Annotated in this window: 15 protein-coding genes; 5 read left to right on the top strand and 10 right to left on the bottom strand. The window is 72.6% G+C overall.

Annotation, left to right across the window (positions count from 1 at the left end; genetic code table 11):
- Positions 1-29: 29 nt before the first annotated feature.
- Together DEU32_RS09015 and DEU32_RS09010 are read right to left on the bottom strand one after the other, a co-directional pair.
- Positions 30-863, bottom strand: a complete 834-nt coding sequence (locus tag DEU32_RS09015; RefSeq protein WP_114850218.1) for an ABC transporter permease — start codon at positions 861-863, stop codon at positions 30-32.
- Positions 860-1,807, bottom strand: coding sequence for an ABC transporter ATP-binding protein (locus tag DEU32_RS09010; RefSeq protein WP_114850217.1), 948 nt, complete (start codon positions 1,805-1,807; stop codon positions 860-862). Before DEU32_RS09010 ends, DEU32_RS09015 begins: the two co-directional genes overlap by 4 nt.
- Before the next feature lie 193 nt (positions 1,808-2,000).
- Here DEU32_RS09010 and DEU32_RS09005 point away from each other — a divergent pair, with 193 nt between their 5' ends.
- Positions 2,001-3,197 (top strand): PP2C family protein-serine/threonine phosphatase, encoded by a 1,197-nt coding sequence (locus DEU32_RS09005; RefSeq protein WP_114850216.1) that lies wholly within the window; start codon positions 2,001-2,003, stop codon positions 3,195-3,197.
- Between the two features lie 11 nt (positions 3,198-3,208).
- On the opposite strand, the gene DEU32_RS09000 is transcribed toward DEU32_RS09005, so the two are convergent.
- Entirely contained in the window at positions 3,209-4,078 is an 870-nt protein-coding gene (locus DEU32_RS09000) for a phosphoribosylaminoimidazolesuccinocarboxamide synthase (protein ID WP_114850215.1), read from the bottom strand.
- The gene (purD, locus tag DEU32_RS08995; RefSeq protein ID WP_114850214.1) at positions 4,075-5,343 is read right to left on the bottom strand and encodes a phosphoribosylamine--glycine ligase; all 1,269 of its coding nucleotides are present in this window, start codon (positions 5,341-5,343) and stop codon (positions 4,075-4,077) included. Before purD ends, DEU32_RS09000 begins: the two co-directional genes overlap by 4 nt.
- A gap of 57 nt (positions 5,344-5,400) precedes the next feature.
- Here purD and DEU32_RS08990 point away from each other — a divergent pair, with 57 nt between their 5' ends.
- Positions 5,401-5,763: a sterol carrier family protein gene (locus DEU32_RS08990; protein WP_114850424.1), complete on the top strand. Its 363-nt coding sequence runs from the start codon at positions 5,401-5,403 to the stop codon at positions 5,761-5,763.
- 293 nt (positions 5,764-6,056) lie between these two features.
- Here DEU32_RS08990 and DEU32_RS08985 read toward each other — a convergent pair whose 3' ends face one another.
- Entirely contained in the window at positions 6,057-8,648 is a 2,592-nt protein-coding gene (locus tag DEU32_RS08985; protein WP_147281433.1) for a LuxR C-terminal-related transcriptional regulator, read from the bottom strand.
- Between the two features lie 95 nt (positions 8,649-8,743).
- Here DEU32_RS08985 and DEU32_RS08980 point away from each other — a divergent pair, with 95 nt between their 5' ends.
- Positions 8,744-9,172: a hypothetical protein gene (locus DEU32_RS08980; RefSeq protein WP_058741526.1), complete on the top strand. Its 429-nt coding sequence runs from the start codon at positions 8,744-8,746 to the stop codon at positions 9,170-9,172.
- A 121-nt stretch (positions 9,173-9,293) separates the two neighbouring features.
- On the opposite strand, the gene purF is transcribed toward DEU32_RS08980, so the two are convergent.
- Positions 9,294-10,751, bottom strand: a complete 1,458-nt coding sequence (gene purF, locus DEU32_RS08975; RefSeq protein ID WP_114850212.1) for an amidophosphoribosyltransferase — start codon at positions 10,749-10,751, stop codon at positions 9,294-9,296.
- Positions 10,752-10,822: 71 nt separating this feature from the next.
- Here purF and purM point away from each other — a divergent pair, with 71 nt between their 5' ends.
- A complete protein-coding gene (purM, locus tag DEU32_RS08970) occupies positions 10,823-11,923 on the top strand; it encodes a phosphoribosylformylglycinamidine cyclo-ligase (RefSeq protein ID WP_114850211.1) in 1,101 nt (366 codons plus the stop codon).
- Positions 11,924-12,346: 423 nt separating this feature from the next.
- Here the strand turns inward: purM and DEU32_RS08965 are convergent, their stop codons facing one another.
- From DEU32_RS08965 to DEU32_RS08950, 4 genes are all read right to left on the bottom strand, one after another.
- Positions 12,347-12,559: a DUF3073 domain-containing protein gene (locus tag DEU32_RS08965; RefSeq protein ID WP_114850210.1), complete on the bottom strand. Its 213-nt coding sequence runs from the start codon at positions 12,557-12,559 to the stop codon at positions 12,347-12,349.
- 157 nt (positions 12,560-12,716) lie between these two features.
- Positions 12,717-13,157: a DoxX family protein gene (locus DEU32_RS08960; protein ID WP_114850209.1), complete on the bottom strand. Its 441-nt coding sequence runs from the start codon at positions 13,155-13,157 to the stop codon at positions 12,717-12,719.
- A 124-nt stretch (positions 13,158-13,281) separates the two neighbouring features.
- Entirely contained in the window at positions 13,282-13,548 is a 267-nt protein-coding gene (locus tag DEU32_RS08955; RefSeq protein ID WP_114850423.1) for a DUF3072 domain-containing protein, read from the bottom strand.
- A 99-nt stretch (positions 13,549-13,647) separates the two neighbouring features.
- Positions 13,648-14,403, bottom strand: a complete 756-nt coding sequence (locus tag DEU32_RS08950; RefSeq protein ID WP_114850208.1) for a hypothetical protein — start codon at positions 14,401-14,403, stop codon at positions 13,648-13,650.
- 117 nt (positions 14,404-14,520) lie between these two features.
- On the opposite strand from DEU32_RS08950, the gene DEU32_RS08945 reads away from it, so the two are divergent.
- The gene (locus DEU32_RS08945; RefSeq protein WP_180225685.1) at positions 14,521-16,602 is read left to right on the top strand and encodes an acyltransferase family protein; all 2,082 of its coding nucleotides are present in this window, start codon (positions 14,521-14,523) and stop codon (positions 16,600-16,602) included.
- Positions 16,603-16,623: the final 21 nt, after the last annotated feature.

The following is a 16,623-nucleotide window of genomic DNA, read 5'->3' as shown; positions in this document are numbered from 1 at the left end:
GTCGGTCAGCGTACGACCGTCGTGACCGGTCACCGGCGCGCCGCGTCGCGGCGGTAGCGCCACACGATGACCGCGGCGAGGACGACCGTCCACCCGACGAGCACCAGGGCCGGCTCGGTCATCCCCGCGGAACCGGTCGCCCCGGCACCCATCTGGCCGATCCGGTTGAGCCAGTACGACGGCAGCAGGTGCGCGATCGACCCCATCCAGGCGGGCATCACCGACAGCGGGACCCACAGTCCGCCGAGGATCGACAGGCCCATGAAGACGACCATGAACAGCGGCTGGGCGTACGCGGGCTTCGCGAACTGCCCGACCAGGATCGCGATGAGCGCGAAGGGCACGACCCCGGCCCAGATGCCGAGCCCGGCGGCGGCCCAGTGCCCGGCGCCGAGCGACGCGTGCATCCCGAGGATCGCGATCGCGAAGGTGACCACGACCGAGACGGCCGAGAAGGCCATCGCCGCGACGAGCTTCGAGACGAGGAACGCCCACCCGGACAGCGGCGTCACGCGGAGCTGGCGGTTCCAGCCGATCGAGCGTTCGGTCACGAGCGAGAACGCCTGGCTGAGCGCGGCCATCATCGCGCCGTACGCCGTCATCTGCAGCGTGGTGACGACCAGGAACGGCAGGTGCGTCACGGGGTCGACCTGGCCGCCGTACGCGGCACCGAAGACCAGGAGCATGACGACCGGGATCGCGAACGTGAAGACCATCGCCTTGACGTTGCGGAGCTGCCGACGCGTCTCGAGCACGACGTACCGGACCGGGAGTCGACCGGCGGTGGTGCGGGACGAGCCGACGGTGGACGGAGCGGTGGACGCGGTGGTGGTCGCGGCCGGGGTGGCGGTGGTGGTGGTCATGCGAGGACCCCTTCGGTCTCGGTGGTGCTCGTGCTCGTGGTCGTGGTGGCGGTGCGGTCGGCGGTGATGGCGAGGAAGGCGTCGTCCATGGTCGAGGCGACCACCTGCAGGTCGTGCGCCTCCGGGAACGCGGTGAGCAGGGCGCGGAGCGTGTCGTCGCTGCGGTCGGTGCGCAGCGTGACGGCGTCGTGCCGCGCCTCCAGTCCGACGACTCCCGGCAGACCGCGCAACGCGACGTGCCGGTCCTCCGCGATGCCCGCGAAGCGGACGGTGCGCGTCGCCGCTGTCGCCTTGACGGCTGCGGGGGTGCCGTCCGCGACGACCCGGCCGTCGCGGAGGATGACGATGCGGTCCGCGAAGGTGTCCGCCTCGTCCAGGTAGTGCGTCGCGAAGACGACCGTGCGGCCGGCGTCCGTGAACTCCCGCATCGACGACCAGAAGACGTGCCGGGCCTCGACGTCCATCGCCGCGGTCGGCTCGTCGAGCACCAGCAGGTCCGGGTCGGAGACGACGGCGACCGCGAAGCGTGCCCGCTGGAGCTGCCCGCCGGACAGCTTCGAGACCCGACGGGTCGCGATGTCCTCGCAGCGTGCCCGGCGCAGGGCCTCGGCGACGGGCATCGGGCGGCGGTGCGCCGCGGCGACGAGGGCGACCGCCTCGCGGACCGTCACGTCGGGCAGGAGCGCCCCGCCCTGCAGCATCGCGCCGACACGGCCGTCGACGACCGCGGAGCGGGGGTCGGTGCCGAACAGGCGTGCGTCGCCCTCGGTGGGGGTCGCCAGGCCGAGCAGCAGGTCCACCGTGGTGGTCTTGCCGGCGCCGTTCGGACCGAGGAGGGCGACGACCTCGCCCGGACGGATCGTCAGGTCGACGCCGTCGACCGCGGTGACGGCGCCGAAGCGCTTGCGGAGCCCGCGGAGCTGGATGACCGGTGTCTCGTTCATGGCTCCACGATCCCGTCGGGCGGGGCGGCACCCGGGTGCCGGTCGTCACGACTTCGGCGTGACATCTGTCAGGGGTCGGTGTCGCGGTGCCTCGGGTGCCGTCGTTCGGAGTCCGGCCCTCGGGACGCGGGTCTGAGGGGTCCTCCGTTCGGGGGACGCGGCACGGGTCGCCCGGAGGGATACCGTGGGGGGCATGCACCAGGGGACCTCACCAACCTCCGTCGGATCATCACCAGCTGCACTCCGTCGCGCCGCCCTCATCGCCGCGCTCGACGTCGTCGACGGCGGACCCGAGGAGCGCTTCGAGCGCATCACCCGGATCGCCCGGGACGCGTTCGGGGTCACCGGTTCCTTCCTCAACCTCGCGGGCACGGAGGTCGTCACGATCAAGTCGCAGTCGAGCGACACCGTCTTCGGTCCCACGATCCCGCTCCAGGACACGTTCTGCGGTCGGACCCTGGCGGAGTCCGGGCCCGTCGTGGTGCCGGACGCCCGGGCCGACGCCCGCTACTCGGACATGCCGATGGTGGTCGACGACCCGAACGTGCGGTTCTACGCCGGGGTCCCGCTGCGCGTCGGCGACGACGCCGTCAAGGTCGGCACGCTCTGCCTGATCGACCCGACGCCCCGCGCGCTCGACCCTGACGACCTCGCGCTGCTCGAGGAACTCGGGTTGTGGGCGGAGCGCGAACTCGCCGCGGGCGCCGACGAGGACCGGCTCCGCGACGTGCTGGCCGGGCTGCAGCCGACGCCCGTGGCGGTCCCCGGCTACCGGATCGGCGGGATGAGCGTCCCGCACGGCGTCGTCTCGGGCGACCTGCACGACTGGCACCTGACCGGGACGGACCTGCACCTCACCGTCGCCGACGTGATGGGCAAGGGGATGTCGGCCGGCCTCCTCGCGGCGACGATCCGCGGGGCGCTGCTCGCCCGTCCGGACGCCCACCCCCGGGACGTCGTCGCCGCGCTCGACGACCAGGTCGCACCCGAGCTCGGCCGGGCGTCGTCGTTCTCGACGATGTTCCACGGGCGGCTCACCCCGGCGACCGGGCGGTTGGACTTCGTCGACGCCGGGCACGGCCTCGTGCTGCAGATGCGCGCCGACGGCGCCGAGCGCACCCTGCTGTCGAGCGACCTGCCGATCGGGCTGCACCCGGCTGGGCTCGGGCGGACCCCGGGGGCGGTCGACCTCGCGCCTGGTGACGTCCTGATCATCGTGAGCGACGGCGCGCTCGAGCTCTGGGACTCGACGCTCGCCGCGTTGTCCCGGCTCGGGGCGCTCTGGCGCGAGGAGCCCGACGTCGAGGCGTTCCTCGCGCGGGTCCGGGCGCGGGCGCTCGAGCACGACCCGGGCGACGACCTGACCGTGGTGGTGCTGGCGCGCGACTGAGGCGCGGTGCGTCAGGCGCCGAGGCGCTCGATGAGCTCCCGGTAGCGCGCGGCCGTCCGCTCGACGATCGCGTCGGGGAGCACCGGCGGCGTGCCTTGGCGGTCCCAGTGCGCGCTGAGCCAGTCACGGACGATCTGCTTGTCGAACGAGTCCGTGCGGTTGCCCGAGCGGGCGTCCCAGTAGCGGCTCGAGTCGCTCGTCAGGACCTCGTCCGCGATCCGGACCACGCCGTCGGCGTCGCGACCGAACTCGAACTTGGTGTCGGCGATCACGACGTCGTGCTCGAGCGCGACCGCCGCCGCGGCACCGTAGACCCGCAGCGACAGGTCACGGAGGGTCGCCGCGTCCTCGGCCCCGACGAGCTCGACGGTCTGCTCGTACGAGATGTTCTCGTCGTGCTCGCCCTGCGGTGCCTTGTACGCAGGCGTGTAGATCGGCTCGGGCAGGCGGTCGCCCTCGGACAGGCCGTCGGGGAGCGGCACGCCGCACACGCTGCCCGACTCCCGGTACTCGGCCCAGCCGCTGCCGACGAGGTACCCGCGCACGACGCACTCGACCGGGAACATGTCGAGCGGGAGCACGTGCATCGACCGCGCGGCGACGGACTCGGGGACGGGCGTCCCGCCGGAGCCGTCCGGGATCAGGTGGTTCGGGACGTCCGCGAGCCGGTCGAACCAGTGGCGGGACAGCCGCGTCAGCAGTTCGCCCTTGCCCGGGATCGGTGGCTCGAGCGCGAAGTCGTACGCGCTGACCCGGTCGGACGCGACGAGCAGCAGCTCGGTCGCGTCGGCGACGTCGGCCGTGCCCTCGGGGACGTAGAGCTCGCGGACCTTGCCCGACGAGACGTGCCGCCAGCCGGGCAGGACGGGTGCGGCGGTCACCGGGCGACCTTCGCGGCGATGTCGGTGCGGTACTGCGCGCCCTCGAGCGCGATGTCGCCGAGGCCGGCGTACGCGCGCTCCCGCGCCTGGGCGAAGTCGGTGCCGACCGCGACGACGCTGAGCACCCGGCCGCCGGTGGCGACGAGCTCGTCGTCGAGCACGGCGGTCGCGGCGTGGGCGACGGAGACGCCGTCCCGGGCGTTCGCGGCGTCGATGCCCGTGATCACCCGACCGGTGCGGGGGTTCTCCGGGTAGCCCTCGCTCGCGAGGACGACCGTCACGGCGACCTCCGGCCGGAACTCCGGACGCGGCGCCGATGCGAGCTGTCCGGTCGCCGCCGCGGCCATCAGTCCGCTCAGCGGCGTGGCGAGGCGGGGGAGCACGACCTGGGTCTCCGGGTCGCCGAACCGCGCGTTGAACTCGATCACCCGGACGCCCTGCTCGGTGACGATCAGCCCGCAGTAGAGCAGCCCGACGAACGGCGTGCCCTCGTGCTCGAGCCGGCGGACCGTGGGCAGCGCCACCAGGTCGGTGACCTCGTCGACGAAGGCCTGCTCCGAGGCCCAGCGCTCGTCGAGCCAGGGCAGCGGGGAGTAGGCGCCCATGCCGCCGGTGTTCGGGCCGGCGTCGCCGTCGCCCAGGCGCTTGTAGTCCTGCGCGGGGCTGAGCGGGCGGACGTCGTGCCCGTCGCTCAGGAAGAACAGCGAGACCTCTTCGCCGTCGAGGAACTCCTCGACCACCACCGGGCCGTGCTGCAGCCAGTACGTCGCGTGGTCGATCGCGGCCTGACGGTCCTCGGTCACCAGGACGCCCTTGCCGGCGGCCAGCCCGTCGGCCTTGACGACGTGCGGCGCCCCGAGCTGGTCGAACGCGGCCACGGCCTGCTCGACACTGCCGGCGGACACCGGGCGTCCGGTCGGCACCCCGGCCTCGGCCATGATCCGCTTCGCGAACGCCTTGGAGCCCTCGAGCTGTGCGGCGGCCTTGCTCGGGCCGAACACCGGGATGCCCCGGGTCCGGAGCGGGTCCGCGACACCGGCGATCAGCGGTGCCTCCGGTCCGACGACGACGAGCTCGACGCCGTTCTCGATCGCGTACTCGGCGACGAGCGCGCCGTTCGTGGGGTCGAGCGACACCGTCTCGACGTCGGCCGCGATGCCGGCGTTGCCGGGGGCCACCGTGATGACGTGCCCTGCGCGTTCAGCGAGGAGGGCCGTGATGATCGCGTGCTCGCGGGCACCGGAACCGAGGACGAGGATTCGCACCCGATCACCCTACCGAGCGCGACACGCCGCCCGCGATGCGACGGCTAGCCTGTGGACATGCCGCCGAAGAGGATCGAGGACGCCGTCGGCCGTGTTGCGCTCACCGCGGTGCTCGGGGGCTCCACGGTCCGGACGGACGTCGCGACCGCGGTCCGGTGGACCCTGCAGCGACTCGCCGACGACGTCCCGGGCAACAGCGTCGAGGTCCGCGTCCCGCCGTTCGCTGCCGTCCAGGCGGTGCCCGGTCCACGGCACACCCGGGGGACCCCGCCGAACGTGGTGGAGACGGACGCTGCGACCTGGATCGCACTGGCGACCGGGTCCCTGCGGTGGAGCGAGGCCGTCGCCGCCGCGCGGGTGAGCGCCTCGGGCTCGCGCGCGGACATCACGGCGTTCCTGCCGGTCCGCACCGCCACCTGAACGACGACGTCACGGAACGTCACCGCCGGGAGCAGCCGGCTCGACCGACGAGTTGTTCGACGAGGCTCACGGGATTAGGTAGGTCCTACCGATGTGCCCTGCGTGGCCGTCCCCGTAGCGTGGAAGTCGCCGGGATTCGGACCCGACCCGAACGGGTCCGAACCCGGCGACGGACTCCAAGGTACGCGACTTGCGGGTTGCGTTGTCAACCATCGCGGCGCGTCGTGCTGCAATCCACAACGAACCCTGGGTTTCGTTGTTGACGATTTCGTGACGGGGCGACACGAGAACCGTCAGCGCGGCCCGAGCATCTCCGCGAGCTCCGACCGCGCGTGCAGGTCCCACTTCGCGAAGACCCGCGACAGGTGGGCGTCGATCGTCCGGACGGACAGGCCGAGCGACTCCGCGATCCGCCGGTTGCTCAGCCCGCGTGCCGCGAGCTCCGCCACCTCGTACTCCCGGTGGGTCAGTGGGGGTTTCAGTCGGCCGGCCGTGACCGCCATGCCGTGCGTCGCGAGGACCGCAGCTGCCTCGGCGATCCGCGACCGGTCCTCGGCGCGCAGGGCGTCGGCGTACTCGACGACCGCGTTCGCGAGCGGCCCGTCCACCCGGGCCGCGGCGGCTCGCATGCGCTCCCGCGAGACCGTGGCGTCGTGCCCGCGCATGACGTCGTTGGCGAAGTGCAGCGTCTCGGCGTACATCACGTGCAGCCACGCGCCGCTCGCCGTCGCCCGCGCGGTGATCTCGTCCGCGTGCCGGAGCCCGGCCGGGTTGCCGAGCACGGCCTCGGTCCACGCGATCGACATCGCGACCTGCTCGCCGGTGATCCGCATCGCCCGCAGCGGGGTGCTCCGTGCCCGGTCGAGTGCGGCAGCGGCCTGCTCGGCGTGCCCGGCGTAGGCGTTCGCCATCGCGAGCCGGGCCCACGGGTAGGCCGCGAACCCGCCGTGGTCGGCCACGTCGTACCGCTCGCACGCGGCCGAGAGCGCAGCGATCGCGTCGTCCCAGCGCCGCTGGCCGATCGCCTGGTTGCCGACGCCGATCAGCTCGAGGGTGAAGTCGTACTTCAGGAACGGGCTCGCCCGGCGGACCGGGATCTCGGTGAGCATCGTGGCGACGTCCCCGCGCCAGACCTGGAGCTGGTGCGTCACGGAGACCACCTCGCCGACGGCCCACGGGGCCTCCTCGACGTGCTCGACCGCGGTCGCCAGCGCCCGTCGTGCCAGCCCGGCGGCGTCGTCGAGCCGTCCGGCGGTGGCGAGGGCCATCACGGCGCAGGGGGCGAGCGCGAGGAACGCGACGGACACCGTGGGCTGCTGCAGGACCCCGGAGCGCTCGACCTCGGCGCGGACCTCCTCGAACCGGCCGCCCCACCCGAGGTGCGCCAGGCGCAGGATCCGCAGGCGTTCGGCCGTCTCCGGACCGACGAGGCCGGCCGCCGCCTCGGCCAGGGCCACCGCGGCGTCGACGTCGTCGTCGTGGAACTGCCGGACGTTCGCGAGCGTCTCGCAGGCCTCGACGACCATCGCGTCGCCGACCTCGGCCGGACGGGAGCGCGCGAGGGACCAGGCGGCCTCGGCGTCGACGCGGCCGGCCTCGCGCCCGCTGCTGTACGAGTGCGCGATCGACCGCAGGCAGCGCGCCGTCACCCGCTCGCGCGCGGTCAGGGCGGTGCGGAGTGCGGCGGACGCCAGGGCGATCGCGCTCTCGTGCTCCTGCAGCCGGACGGCGACCTGGGTCGCGTCGAGCAGCTGCCCGACGGGTGGCAGCACGCCGCAGTCGAGCGCCCAGAGCGCGGCACGGAGTCGAGCGGCGGGCGGGGCGCCCTCGGGGCTGTCGGTCCGGAAGGCGTTGGCGCGCGCGAACAGGGCCGCACGCCGGGCGACCGGCACGAGCGCCCGGACGACCTCGCCGACGAGCGGGTGCGACGGACGGACGACCCGGGCGCAGTCGTCCGCCGTGTCGATCGTGACGAGGCCGAGCGCGACCACCCGGTCGACGTCCCCGCCCGACACCAGCCGCAGCAGCCGCTCGAGGGGGATCGGGTCGGCGAGCGCCACGATGTCGACGACGTCCCGCAGGTCCTCCGGCAGGGCACCGAGCTCCGAGCGGTACATGTCGGCCAGGCTGTTCGACGCCGTCACCCGCCCGCGCCAGTACCAGCCGGACGTGGTCTGCTCGAGCGCGCCGGACGTCAGCGCGGCACGGACGACCTCGCGCAGGTACAGCGGGTTGCCCGCGGTCGCCCGGTGCACGCGCTCGGTGGACGCCGTCTCGAGCTGGGCGCCCAGCGCCGCGGCCACGACCTCGCCGGTCTCGCGCAGGTCGAGCGGGGCCAGGTCGATCCGTTCGAGCAGGTCGTCCTGCCACAGGGCGCGCAGCGGGTCGGGCAGTGCGGTGAAGTCCCGGCAGGTCAGGACGAGCCGAGCGCCCTGGTCGCGGACGAGCCACGCGACGTACCGGGCGGAGATCGCGTCGAGGTGGTCGGCGTCGTCGACGCGGAGCAGCACGTCCCGGTCGGCGAGGTCGGTCGTCTCGCGCAGGCGCTGGGCGGCGACGGCGTCGTCGACGAGCTCGGCCAGGGCGACCGGCAGCTCCCCGAAGCGGTCCGCGACGGCGCCGAACGGCATCGAGCGTCCGGCGGCGACGGCCGTGATCGGGACGACGAGGGTCCGGCCGGTCGCGTCGCGTCGGGCGACCCGGTCCGTCACGCGCGCCGCCGTCGAGGTCTTGCCGAGGCCGGGGGCGCCGACGATCGCGACGCTCCAGCGGTGCTCGGCGACGACGGCGACCGCGCGGTCCTCCTCGCGCCGCGGCACGATCGGCCACGGCACCCTCGCCGGGGTCCGTGGGCGACGACGGTCGTCGACGGGTCGGTCTCGCACCCCACCACCTCCCGCTCCTCGTCTGGACCATCTTGCCCCGGCCGCGGGGGACAGGACAGACCGGACCACCTCCCACAGTGGGGGACAATGGAGGGGTGAGCGACTCCGCCCGACCCGAACCCCGACCCGACGACGGTCCCGCCGACCGCACGCCCGAGCCCGCGGCGCCGGCCCCGAACGCCGTCTCCACCCCGGACGAGGTCACCATCCGCCGGGCACCGAAGTTCGGCGTGTTCATCCTGGGCGGTGCGGTCCTCGGCTTCCTCGCGACCCTCGTCGTCGTGTCGGTCACCATGGACATCGACCGCGGCGACCAGCAGGACGCCAGCTTCGGCACCCTGGTCGGCTACTTCTCGCTCTGGGGGGTCACCATCGGTGCCGCCGTAGGCGCGGTCGTCGCCGTCGTGCTCGACCGCGTCCTCGCGAAGCGGGCCGCCCGCCTCACGGCGGAGCGCGTCGAGGTCGAGCCCGTCCCGGACACGGTCGACGGCGAGATCGAGCACCCGGACGGCGACCGTCCCTGAAAGACAGGAGACGGACAGGCGGACGGCGCCACCGACGGTGGTGACCGGATGACGGACGGGAGGCACGGTGCCAGCTGGCACCGTGCCTCCCGTCCGTCTCCTGGTCGCGTCGCGACCGGACCTAGCTGAGCTGGTTCGCCTCGACCCAGGCGAGGTACTCGGGCGTGACCGAGCCGGTCACGTACTCGCCGGTGAAGCAGCTCATCTCGAGGTCGGTGACCTCCGAGCCCTCGATGATCGCGTCACGCATGTCGGCGACCTCCTGGTAGATGAGGTGGTCGCTGCCGAGCACGCGGTTGATCTCCGGGATCTTCCGGTCGTGTGCGATGAGCTCCGCGCGGGTCGGCATGTTGATGCCGTAGACGTGCGGGAACCGGACCGGGGGAGCGGCGCTCGTGAAGGTGACCTCGTTCGCACCGGCGGCCCGCGCCATCTCGACGATCTCGCGGCTCGTCGTGCCGCGCACGATCGAGTCGTCGACGATCAGGATGTTCTTGCCCTTGAACTCCGACGACATCGCGTTGAGCTTCTGCCGGACCGAGCGCTTGCGCTCCGCCTGCCCGGGCATGATGAACGTGCGGCCGACGTAGCGGTTCTTGAAGAAGCCCTCGCGGTAGTCGATGCCGAGCTTCTGCGCGACCTGCATCGCGGCCGGACGCGACGAGTCCGGGATCGGCATCACGACGTCGATGTCGCCGGTCGGCGCGTACTGCGCGATGGTGTCCGCGAGCCGGTTGCCGAGCCGCAGTCGGGCGTCGTAGACCGAGATGCCGTTCATCACCGAGTCGGGACGGGCCAGGTAGACGTACTCGAACGAGCACGGCACCAGGCGGGGGTCCTTCGCGCACTGGCGCGCGTGCATCTGGCCGTTCATCTCGATGAAGACCGCTTCGCCCGGGGCGATGTCGCGGACGATCTCGTAGCCGCCGGACTCGAGCACGAGCGACTCGCTCGCGACGACCCACTCCGGCTGGCCGGCCTCGTCGAACTTGTGGCCCAGGATGAGCGGCCGGATGCCGTACGGGTCGCGGAACGCGAGCAGCCCGTGCCCGGCGATGGTCGCGATCGTGGCGTAGGAGCCCTCGACGCGCTCGTGCACGCGCTCGACGGCGTCGAACACCTGGCCGGGGTCGAGTTCGCTGCCGCGGACCTGGCCCTGCAGCTCGTGCGCCAGGACGTTCACCAGGAGCTCGGTGTCGGAGCTCGTGTTGAGGTGCCGGCGGTCGATGTCGAACAGCTCGCGGGTGAGCTCCCGCGTGTTCGTGAGGTTGCCGTTGTGCACCAGGACGATGCCGTACGGGGCGTTCACGTAGAAGGGCTGGGCTTCTTCCTCGTTGCTCGCGGCGCCCTTCGTGGCGTAGCGCACGTGGCCGAGGCCCATCGTGCCGAGCAGCGCCCGCATGTCACGGGTGCGGAAGCCCTCGCGGACGTGGCCGCGTGTCTTGTGCATGTGGTGCACGCGACCCTCGACCGTGGCGATGCCCGTCGAGTCCTGGCCCCGGTGCTGCAGGAGCAGCAGGGCGTCGTAGATGGATTGGTTGACGGGCCCCTGCGCAACGAGGCCGACGATGCCGCACATTCGCGGAGTGCTCCAGACCGTAGGATCGGGTGGTACCGAACAAGTCTGCCATGCCCCGCGGAGGACAACGCATGCCGAACCCGTACGCAGCCGCCGGCGTCGACACCGCCGCCGGTGACCTGGCCGTCGAGCTCATGAAGTCCGCCGTCTCGGCGACGCACAACGCCTCGGTGCTGAGCGGAGTGGGCGGGTTCGCGGGCCTGTACGACGTCTCGTTCCTGAAGGACTTCGAACGGCCGCTGCTCGCGACCTCGACCGACGGGGTCGGCACGAAGGTCGCCATCGCGCAGGCGATCGACAAGCACGACACCATCGGCCAGGACCTCGTCGGCATGGTCGTCGACGACATCGTGGTGGTCGGGGCGAAGCCGCTGTTCATGACGGACTACATCGCCTGCGGCCGGGTCGTCCCGAACCGCATCGCGGACATCGTCGCCGGCATCGCCCGCGGCTGCTCGGCGACCGGCACCGCGCTGGTCGGCGGCGAGACCGCGGAGCACCCGGGGCTGCTCGGCCCGGACGACTACGACGTCGCCGGTGCCGCGACGGGCGTCGTCGAGGCCGACCGCCAGCTCGGCGCGCACCTGGTCGAGGACGGGGACGTCGTCGTCGCGATCGAGTCCTCCGGCCTGCACTCGAACGGCTACTCGCTCGTCCGGCACATCCTGTCGACGAAGGGTGTCGGCTACACCGACCAGCTGCCGGAGTTCGGCGCCGGGGTGTCCGTCGGCGAAGCGCTGCTCGAGCCCACCCGCCTGTACACCGCACCGCTGCTCGACCTGCTCGAGGCCCAGCCCGGCGCCGTGCACTCCCTGTCGCACGTGACCGGCGGTGGCATCGCCGCGAACCTGGCGCGCGTGCTGCCGGTCGGCACCTGGGTCGAGGTCGACCGGGCCACCTGGACGCCCCCGTCGGTGTTCCGGGTGCTCGCGGACATGGCCGGCACCCCGGTCGAGGACACCGAGGGCACGTGGAACCTCGGCATCGGGATGTTCGCGGTCGTCGCGGCGTCGGCTTCCGATTCGGTCGTCGCGGCGCTCGGTGCCGCTGGGCTGCCGGCGTGGACCGTCGGGACGATCTCGACATCGGCGCGCGGCCTGGACGGCTTCGAGCAGGGCGCGAAGGGCGTCGACGGCGGCGCCGTCCGGCTCGTCGGGAGCTACGCGGGCTGAGGCCGCGTGGCGCGGGGGTCTCGCGCCGGGTTGCCCTGGTCGGTGGCGGTGCTCGGGGGCCGGCGGCGGTCGAGCGGGCAGGACACGCCGCGTGCGTGACGCCGAGCGTGCAAAAGACGTCGGCGGGACGGCCCGAGTGTGCCAGATCTGGCCCGCCCGTTGAGCGCCCTCGACGAGGGACGCTGGGCCGGTGCGCTGCGTCCCCTCGGCCGGAAGGCGTGTCGAGCGTGCGCGGAACGCCGCGCGCGTGTTGCCCGGCGGGCATGATGTGTCGCGTCGGCGCCACGAGCGCGCCAGATCTGGCCCGTTCGTGCGGAGCCCGGCGCGTGGGACGGTTGCGAGCCCGAGCCCGAGCCCGAGCCCGAGCCCGCGCACGCGGAAACGCCGCGCGACCCCGGAGGGTGCGCGGCGTCGACGGTGAGGTCAGGCGGACTTGTTCTGGTCCTGCTGGGTCTCGAGATCGTCGTCCTCCTCGTCGCCGTACTGGTCTGCCCAGCGGTCGACGTAGGAGTTCTCGTCCGAGTGTTGCCCGGCGGAGAGCTCGCGTTCGAGTGCACCGTAGTTCGTCTCCGGGCTGAAGTACTTCAGCTCCCGGGCGACCTTGGTGTGCTTTGCCTTCTGACGGCCGCGCCCCATGCGTGACCCCCTCGTGTTCGGCTCTGGTCCGGTCCTGGCGGGTGGGGGATGCCACCCGGGGAACCAGACGGTTCGTGGTTTGAAATCTGCCGATCACTCTACCATGTACCCCGATCCCGACACCCCGCACGGCGTCTCCCGGACCGCGGCCCCGGCGTCAGGCCGGCAGGGGTTCCGCGACGCCCCGCTTCCGGCGCGAGGAACGCAGGACGAGGGCGTCGACCGAGAACCGACCGGGGCCGATCAGCGCGACGGCGAGCGAGGCGACGGCCAGGACGAGCACGTACTCGAACCCGCCGTCCTGGGCGAAGAAGCCGGCCGTGGCGTGGGCGAGCAGGCCGGCCACGACCATGTCGACCGCGAGCAGGAGCCCCACGACCCGGGTGGCGACACCGGCGACGAGGAGCACGCCGCCGGTCAGCTCGAGGCCGGCGACCACGGGGGCCGCGACCTCGGCGAGCGGGACGCCCATGCCGGCGAAGCCCTGGGTCACGTTCGGGATGCCCTGGGCGAACTTCTGGGCACCGTGGGCGATGAACACCACGCCGAGCACGATGCGGAGCGCGGTCAGGCCGATGGATGTCGATGTCGTTCGCATGGCGACGACGGTATCCAGTGACGTGTCATCGATCCCCCTCGTCCGGGGGACTTGCCGGACTTCGCCAGGGGTCCCCCAGACAACGGTCCGCCGAACCGCGGACACGCCTTCAGTGTCGGGAGCGTCAGGAGTCGGCGCCGCGCCCGGTCTGCTGCTGCAGGCGGTCGATGTGCTCGGACGCCTCGGCCTTGGTGAGGTCGGCGGGCAGTTCCTCGCCCGCCTCGCGCGCGAGGGTGTCCAGGTAGCTGCGCTGTGGACCGGTCATCGGCTCGTCGCCGGTCACCCAGTCCTCGGGGTCCTTGCTCGCGGTCGTCGAGGGGTCGGGTCGCTCGCCGCCCAGCGTCTCGCCGGTGTGGGCGTCGTCGGGGGTCTGATCTGCTGCGTCGGTCATGGCGCCGACCGTACGCGCGGGACCGTCCGGCCAGCGCAGCACGTCGTCCCCCGACAGCGCGAGCGGGACAGAAGGAACTCCACGGCGCGAGCGGCGCGCTCAGGTGGGGACGACCGTGTACCGCACCAGGTCGGCGCCCACGGCACTCGACGCGACGGGGACCTCCGCGTCGCCCTGCCGCAGCCAGATCGTCGCGGCGCGCTCGTCGATGCGCACCACATGGTGGAGGGACCCGTCCAGCAGCACGGCGGCACGGACCTCGACGGTCCCCGAGGACGGGCGCGGCGGGAGTCCGACCACGTCGTCGTCGTACGCCCGGTGCTGCCCTGGTGACAGGAACGGTGAGACCGGCGTCGTGACGACCTCGAACCCCTCGTCGACCTCGCGGACCGCGACCAGGCGGACCGCCTGGTCCGTGGGGAGTCGGACGTCGACGACCGGGGCGTCCGCCGGGCCGGCCAGTGCGCGGAAGGCGGGCCGACCGTCGGGGGCGAGCAGTGCCTCCAGGCCGTCGATCCGGACGCGACCGCGTCCGCGCGAATCGGCGTACAGGCCGGGCTCGAGCCCGGAGTGGCGCGCCTCGAGCCGGGACACCACGACGCGGTCCGGGCGGTACCAGTCGCGGAGCGTGGCGGGGTCGACCCAGCCGATGCTCGCGACCCCGCGGGCGAGGTCGGCGCCGTCGTCGGCCGGACGCTCGTCGACTACGCCGAGGGGGTGCTCGCCGCGCACCGCGACGAGGCCGGCGTACGGGCCGGCCGGGGAGGGTTCGTGGTCGAGCACCTCGACGCGCTTCGACACCTTGCCGCCGTGGCCGTCGAACGTCGCGAAGGTGCGCAGGTCGGAGATCGTCATGTCGAGGACTGATGCTACGACCGACCGCCGCCGGTGTCCGCGGGATCCGACGCCGGTCGCCTGCTGACATGATCACATGTAGTATTGCAATACGGACCATCGACATCAGGGGAGCCAGTGGACGCCGCACGACCGAAGAACTTCCGCGAGGACATCGCCGGCCTCCGCGGGATCGCCGTCCTGCTCGTGGTCGCCTACCACGCGTTCGCGTTCCCGAGCGGTGGCTACGTGGGCGTGGACGTGTTCTTCGTGCTGTCCGGGTTCCTGATCACCGGCATCCTGCTGCGGGACCTGCAGGACAACGCGCAGCTGTCGATCGCCCGCTTCTACGTGCGTCGTGCCCGCCGTGTCCTGCCCGCCGCGCTCGTCGTGCTCGGCGTGACCTGCGTCGCTGCGGCCCTCGTCTGGTTCGCTCCCCGCGCCGTCGCGACGTGGTGGGACGCGGTCGCGTCGCTCTCCTTCGTCGAGAACGTCAGGCTGATCCGGACCGGGGCGGACTACCTGCAGTCCGGTGCTGCCTCGTCCCCGCTCCAGCACTTCTGGTCGCTCGCGGTCGAGGAACAGTTCTACGCGGTGTGGCCACTCCTGCTGCTGATGGCGGTACCGATCCTCCGGCGATGGCTCCCGCCGAGGGGGAGCGTCGCGGTGTGCGCAGGGTTGATGATCGCTGGATCGATCGCGTGGGCCGTCGTCTCAGCCACGACCAGGCCGGACGCGTCCTACTTCGACCCGGTGGTCCGTGCGTGGGAGCTCGGCGCGGGGGCGTTGCTCGCGACCGCCGCACCCGTCGTCGGTCGCCTTCCGCGGTGGCTGCGCGAGTCGGCCTTCGTGCTCGGCCTCGTCGCGATCGTCCTCGCGGCGTGCGTCCTCGACGACGGCGCCGCCTTCCCGTGGCCCGGGGCCGCGCTCCCCGTCGTCGGGACCGTGCTGGTCCTCGGGACCGGGGCTTCGGTCGTCGCCGCGCTCCCGCTGCGGTGGCGAGGGCTCCGCTACCTCGGGCGCACGTCGTACTCGCTCTACCTCTGGCACCTCCCGGTCCTGGTCGTCGCTGCATCGCTCGCCGGACCGTCACCGCTGGTCGCCCTCCTGGCCGTCGGCATCTCGTTCCTCTTCGCTGTCCTGACCGAACGGTACGTCGAACGGCCGTTCCTCCGGCCGTCAGCCCGCCGGTCCTCGCCTGTTCGCGGCCCCGGCTCGCTCGCGTTGGGGGGACTCGTGACGACGGTGCTCGTGCTGGCTGCCGGGGTGCAGTGGATGGAACCATCCCTCAGCGGCACCACGACACCCGCCAGGGCTGCGATCGCGGACCGTCATGACCGTTCGTCCGCGATCGACCCGGCAGACCTCAGCACGTTCGTCGCACGGGGATTGACGGAACCACCGGATCCCGTGGACGTCGAGCCTGGCATCGACCTTCCTGCTCGAGCGACCGTTGCCCCAGCCCTCGTTGATGGTGGCTGCAAGAACGATCTCCTGCCGGACGAACTGGACGATCCGTCCGTCTGCTCCTGGGGCGACGACGATGCTCCCCGTACGGCCGTCGTCGTGGGTGATTCCATCGCCCTGTCCTGGACTCCGGCGATCGTCGACGCGCTCGGTGCCGGTTGGCGGATCGAAGCGATGGGGTTCGCCTCGTGCTCGATGGTGTGGACGCCTGGTCAGACCAGTAGAGCAGTCGACCACACTGCGCGCTGTGCAACAGCACGCGACGTCATGCGCCACTGGGTCGATGATCGACGGCCCGACCTCGTCTTCACCTCGACGTCCGAGGGATCCTTCCGCAGCACCGAGGATGCGACGTCCGTGGAAGAGCGGTGGTACACGGGGGCAGTCGATGGCTACCGGCAGCTGGCCGGGCCGGGTCGTACGGTCGTCGCGCTCGGGGCGCCACCGGAAGGTGCTCCGGTCGACGCCTGTGCGACGCGGTTCACCGGAGTGAGCGCGTGTTCCGGCGCACTGCCGACCGCCGCGATCAAGAAGGATCGGGCTGAGGCATCCGCCGTGGCCACGCTGGTCGCATCCGGACAAGATGCCCGTCACGTCGCGGTGCTCGACTGGTTCTGCACCGTGGACGGAGCATGTCCCGCGACGATCGACAGGACCCTCGTCCGGAGCGACTCCGGGCACATGACGGGTCTCATGAGCGGACGCCTCGCGTTGGTGCTGCGCGACGCGCTCGGGTCTCTCGCCAGGTCTTGACGACGAACGAGGCCGGACGGG

The organism is Curtobacterium sp. AG1037 (assembly GCF_003349855.1).
In the GTDB taxonomy this organism is placed as follows: Bacteria; Actinomycetota; Actinomycetes; order Actinomycetales; family Microbacteriaceae; genus Curtobacterium; species Curtobacterium citreum.
The sequence above is the reverse complement of the archived record's forward strand: the minus strand, read 5'-3'. Positions and strand labels throughout refer to the sequence as shown.

Excerpts from the sequence above, each read along its gene's own strand:
- DEU32_RS09015 (WP_114850218.1), bottom strand. The coding sequence starts at position 863 with ATGACCACCACCACCGCCACCCCGGCCGCGACCACCACCGCGTCCACC.
- DEU32_RS09010 (WP_114850217.1), bottom strand. The coding sequence starts at position 1,807 with ATGAACGAGACACCGGTCATCCAGCTCCGCGGGCTCCGCAAGCGCTTC.
- DEU32_RS09005 (WP_114850216.1), top strand. The coding sequence starts at position 2,001 with ATGCACCAGGGGACCTCACCAACCTCCGTCGGATCATCACCAGCTGCA.
- DEU32_RS08990 (WP_114850424.1), top strand. The coding sequence starts at position 5,401 with ATGCCGCCGAAGAGGATCGAGGACGCCGTCGGCCGTGTTGCGCTCACC.
- purF (WP_114850212.1), bottom strand. The coding sequence starts at position 10,751 with ATGTGCGGCATCGTCGGCCTCGTTGCGCAGGGGCCCGTCAACCAATCC.
- purM (WP_114850211.1), top strand. The coding sequence starts at position 10,823 with ATGCCGAACCCGTACGCAGCCGCCGGCGTCGACACCGCCGCCGGTGAC.
- DEU32_RS08965 (WP_114850210.1), bottom strand. The coding sequence starts at position 12,559 with ATGGGGCGCGGCCGTCAGAAGGCAAAGCACACCAAGGTCGCCCGGGAG.
- DEU32_RS08960 (WP_114850209.1), bottom strand. The coding sequence starts at position 13,157 with ATGCGAACGACATCGACATCCATCGGCCTGACCGCGCTCCGCATCGTG.
- DEU32_RS08955 (WP_114850423.1), bottom strand. The coding sequence starts at position 13,548 with ATGACCGACGCAGCAGATCAGACCCCCGACGACGCCCACACCGGCGAG.
- DEU32_RS08950 (WP_114850208.1), bottom strand. The coding sequence starts at position 14,403 with ATGACGATCTCCGACCTGCGCACCTTCGCGACGTTCGACGGCCACGGC.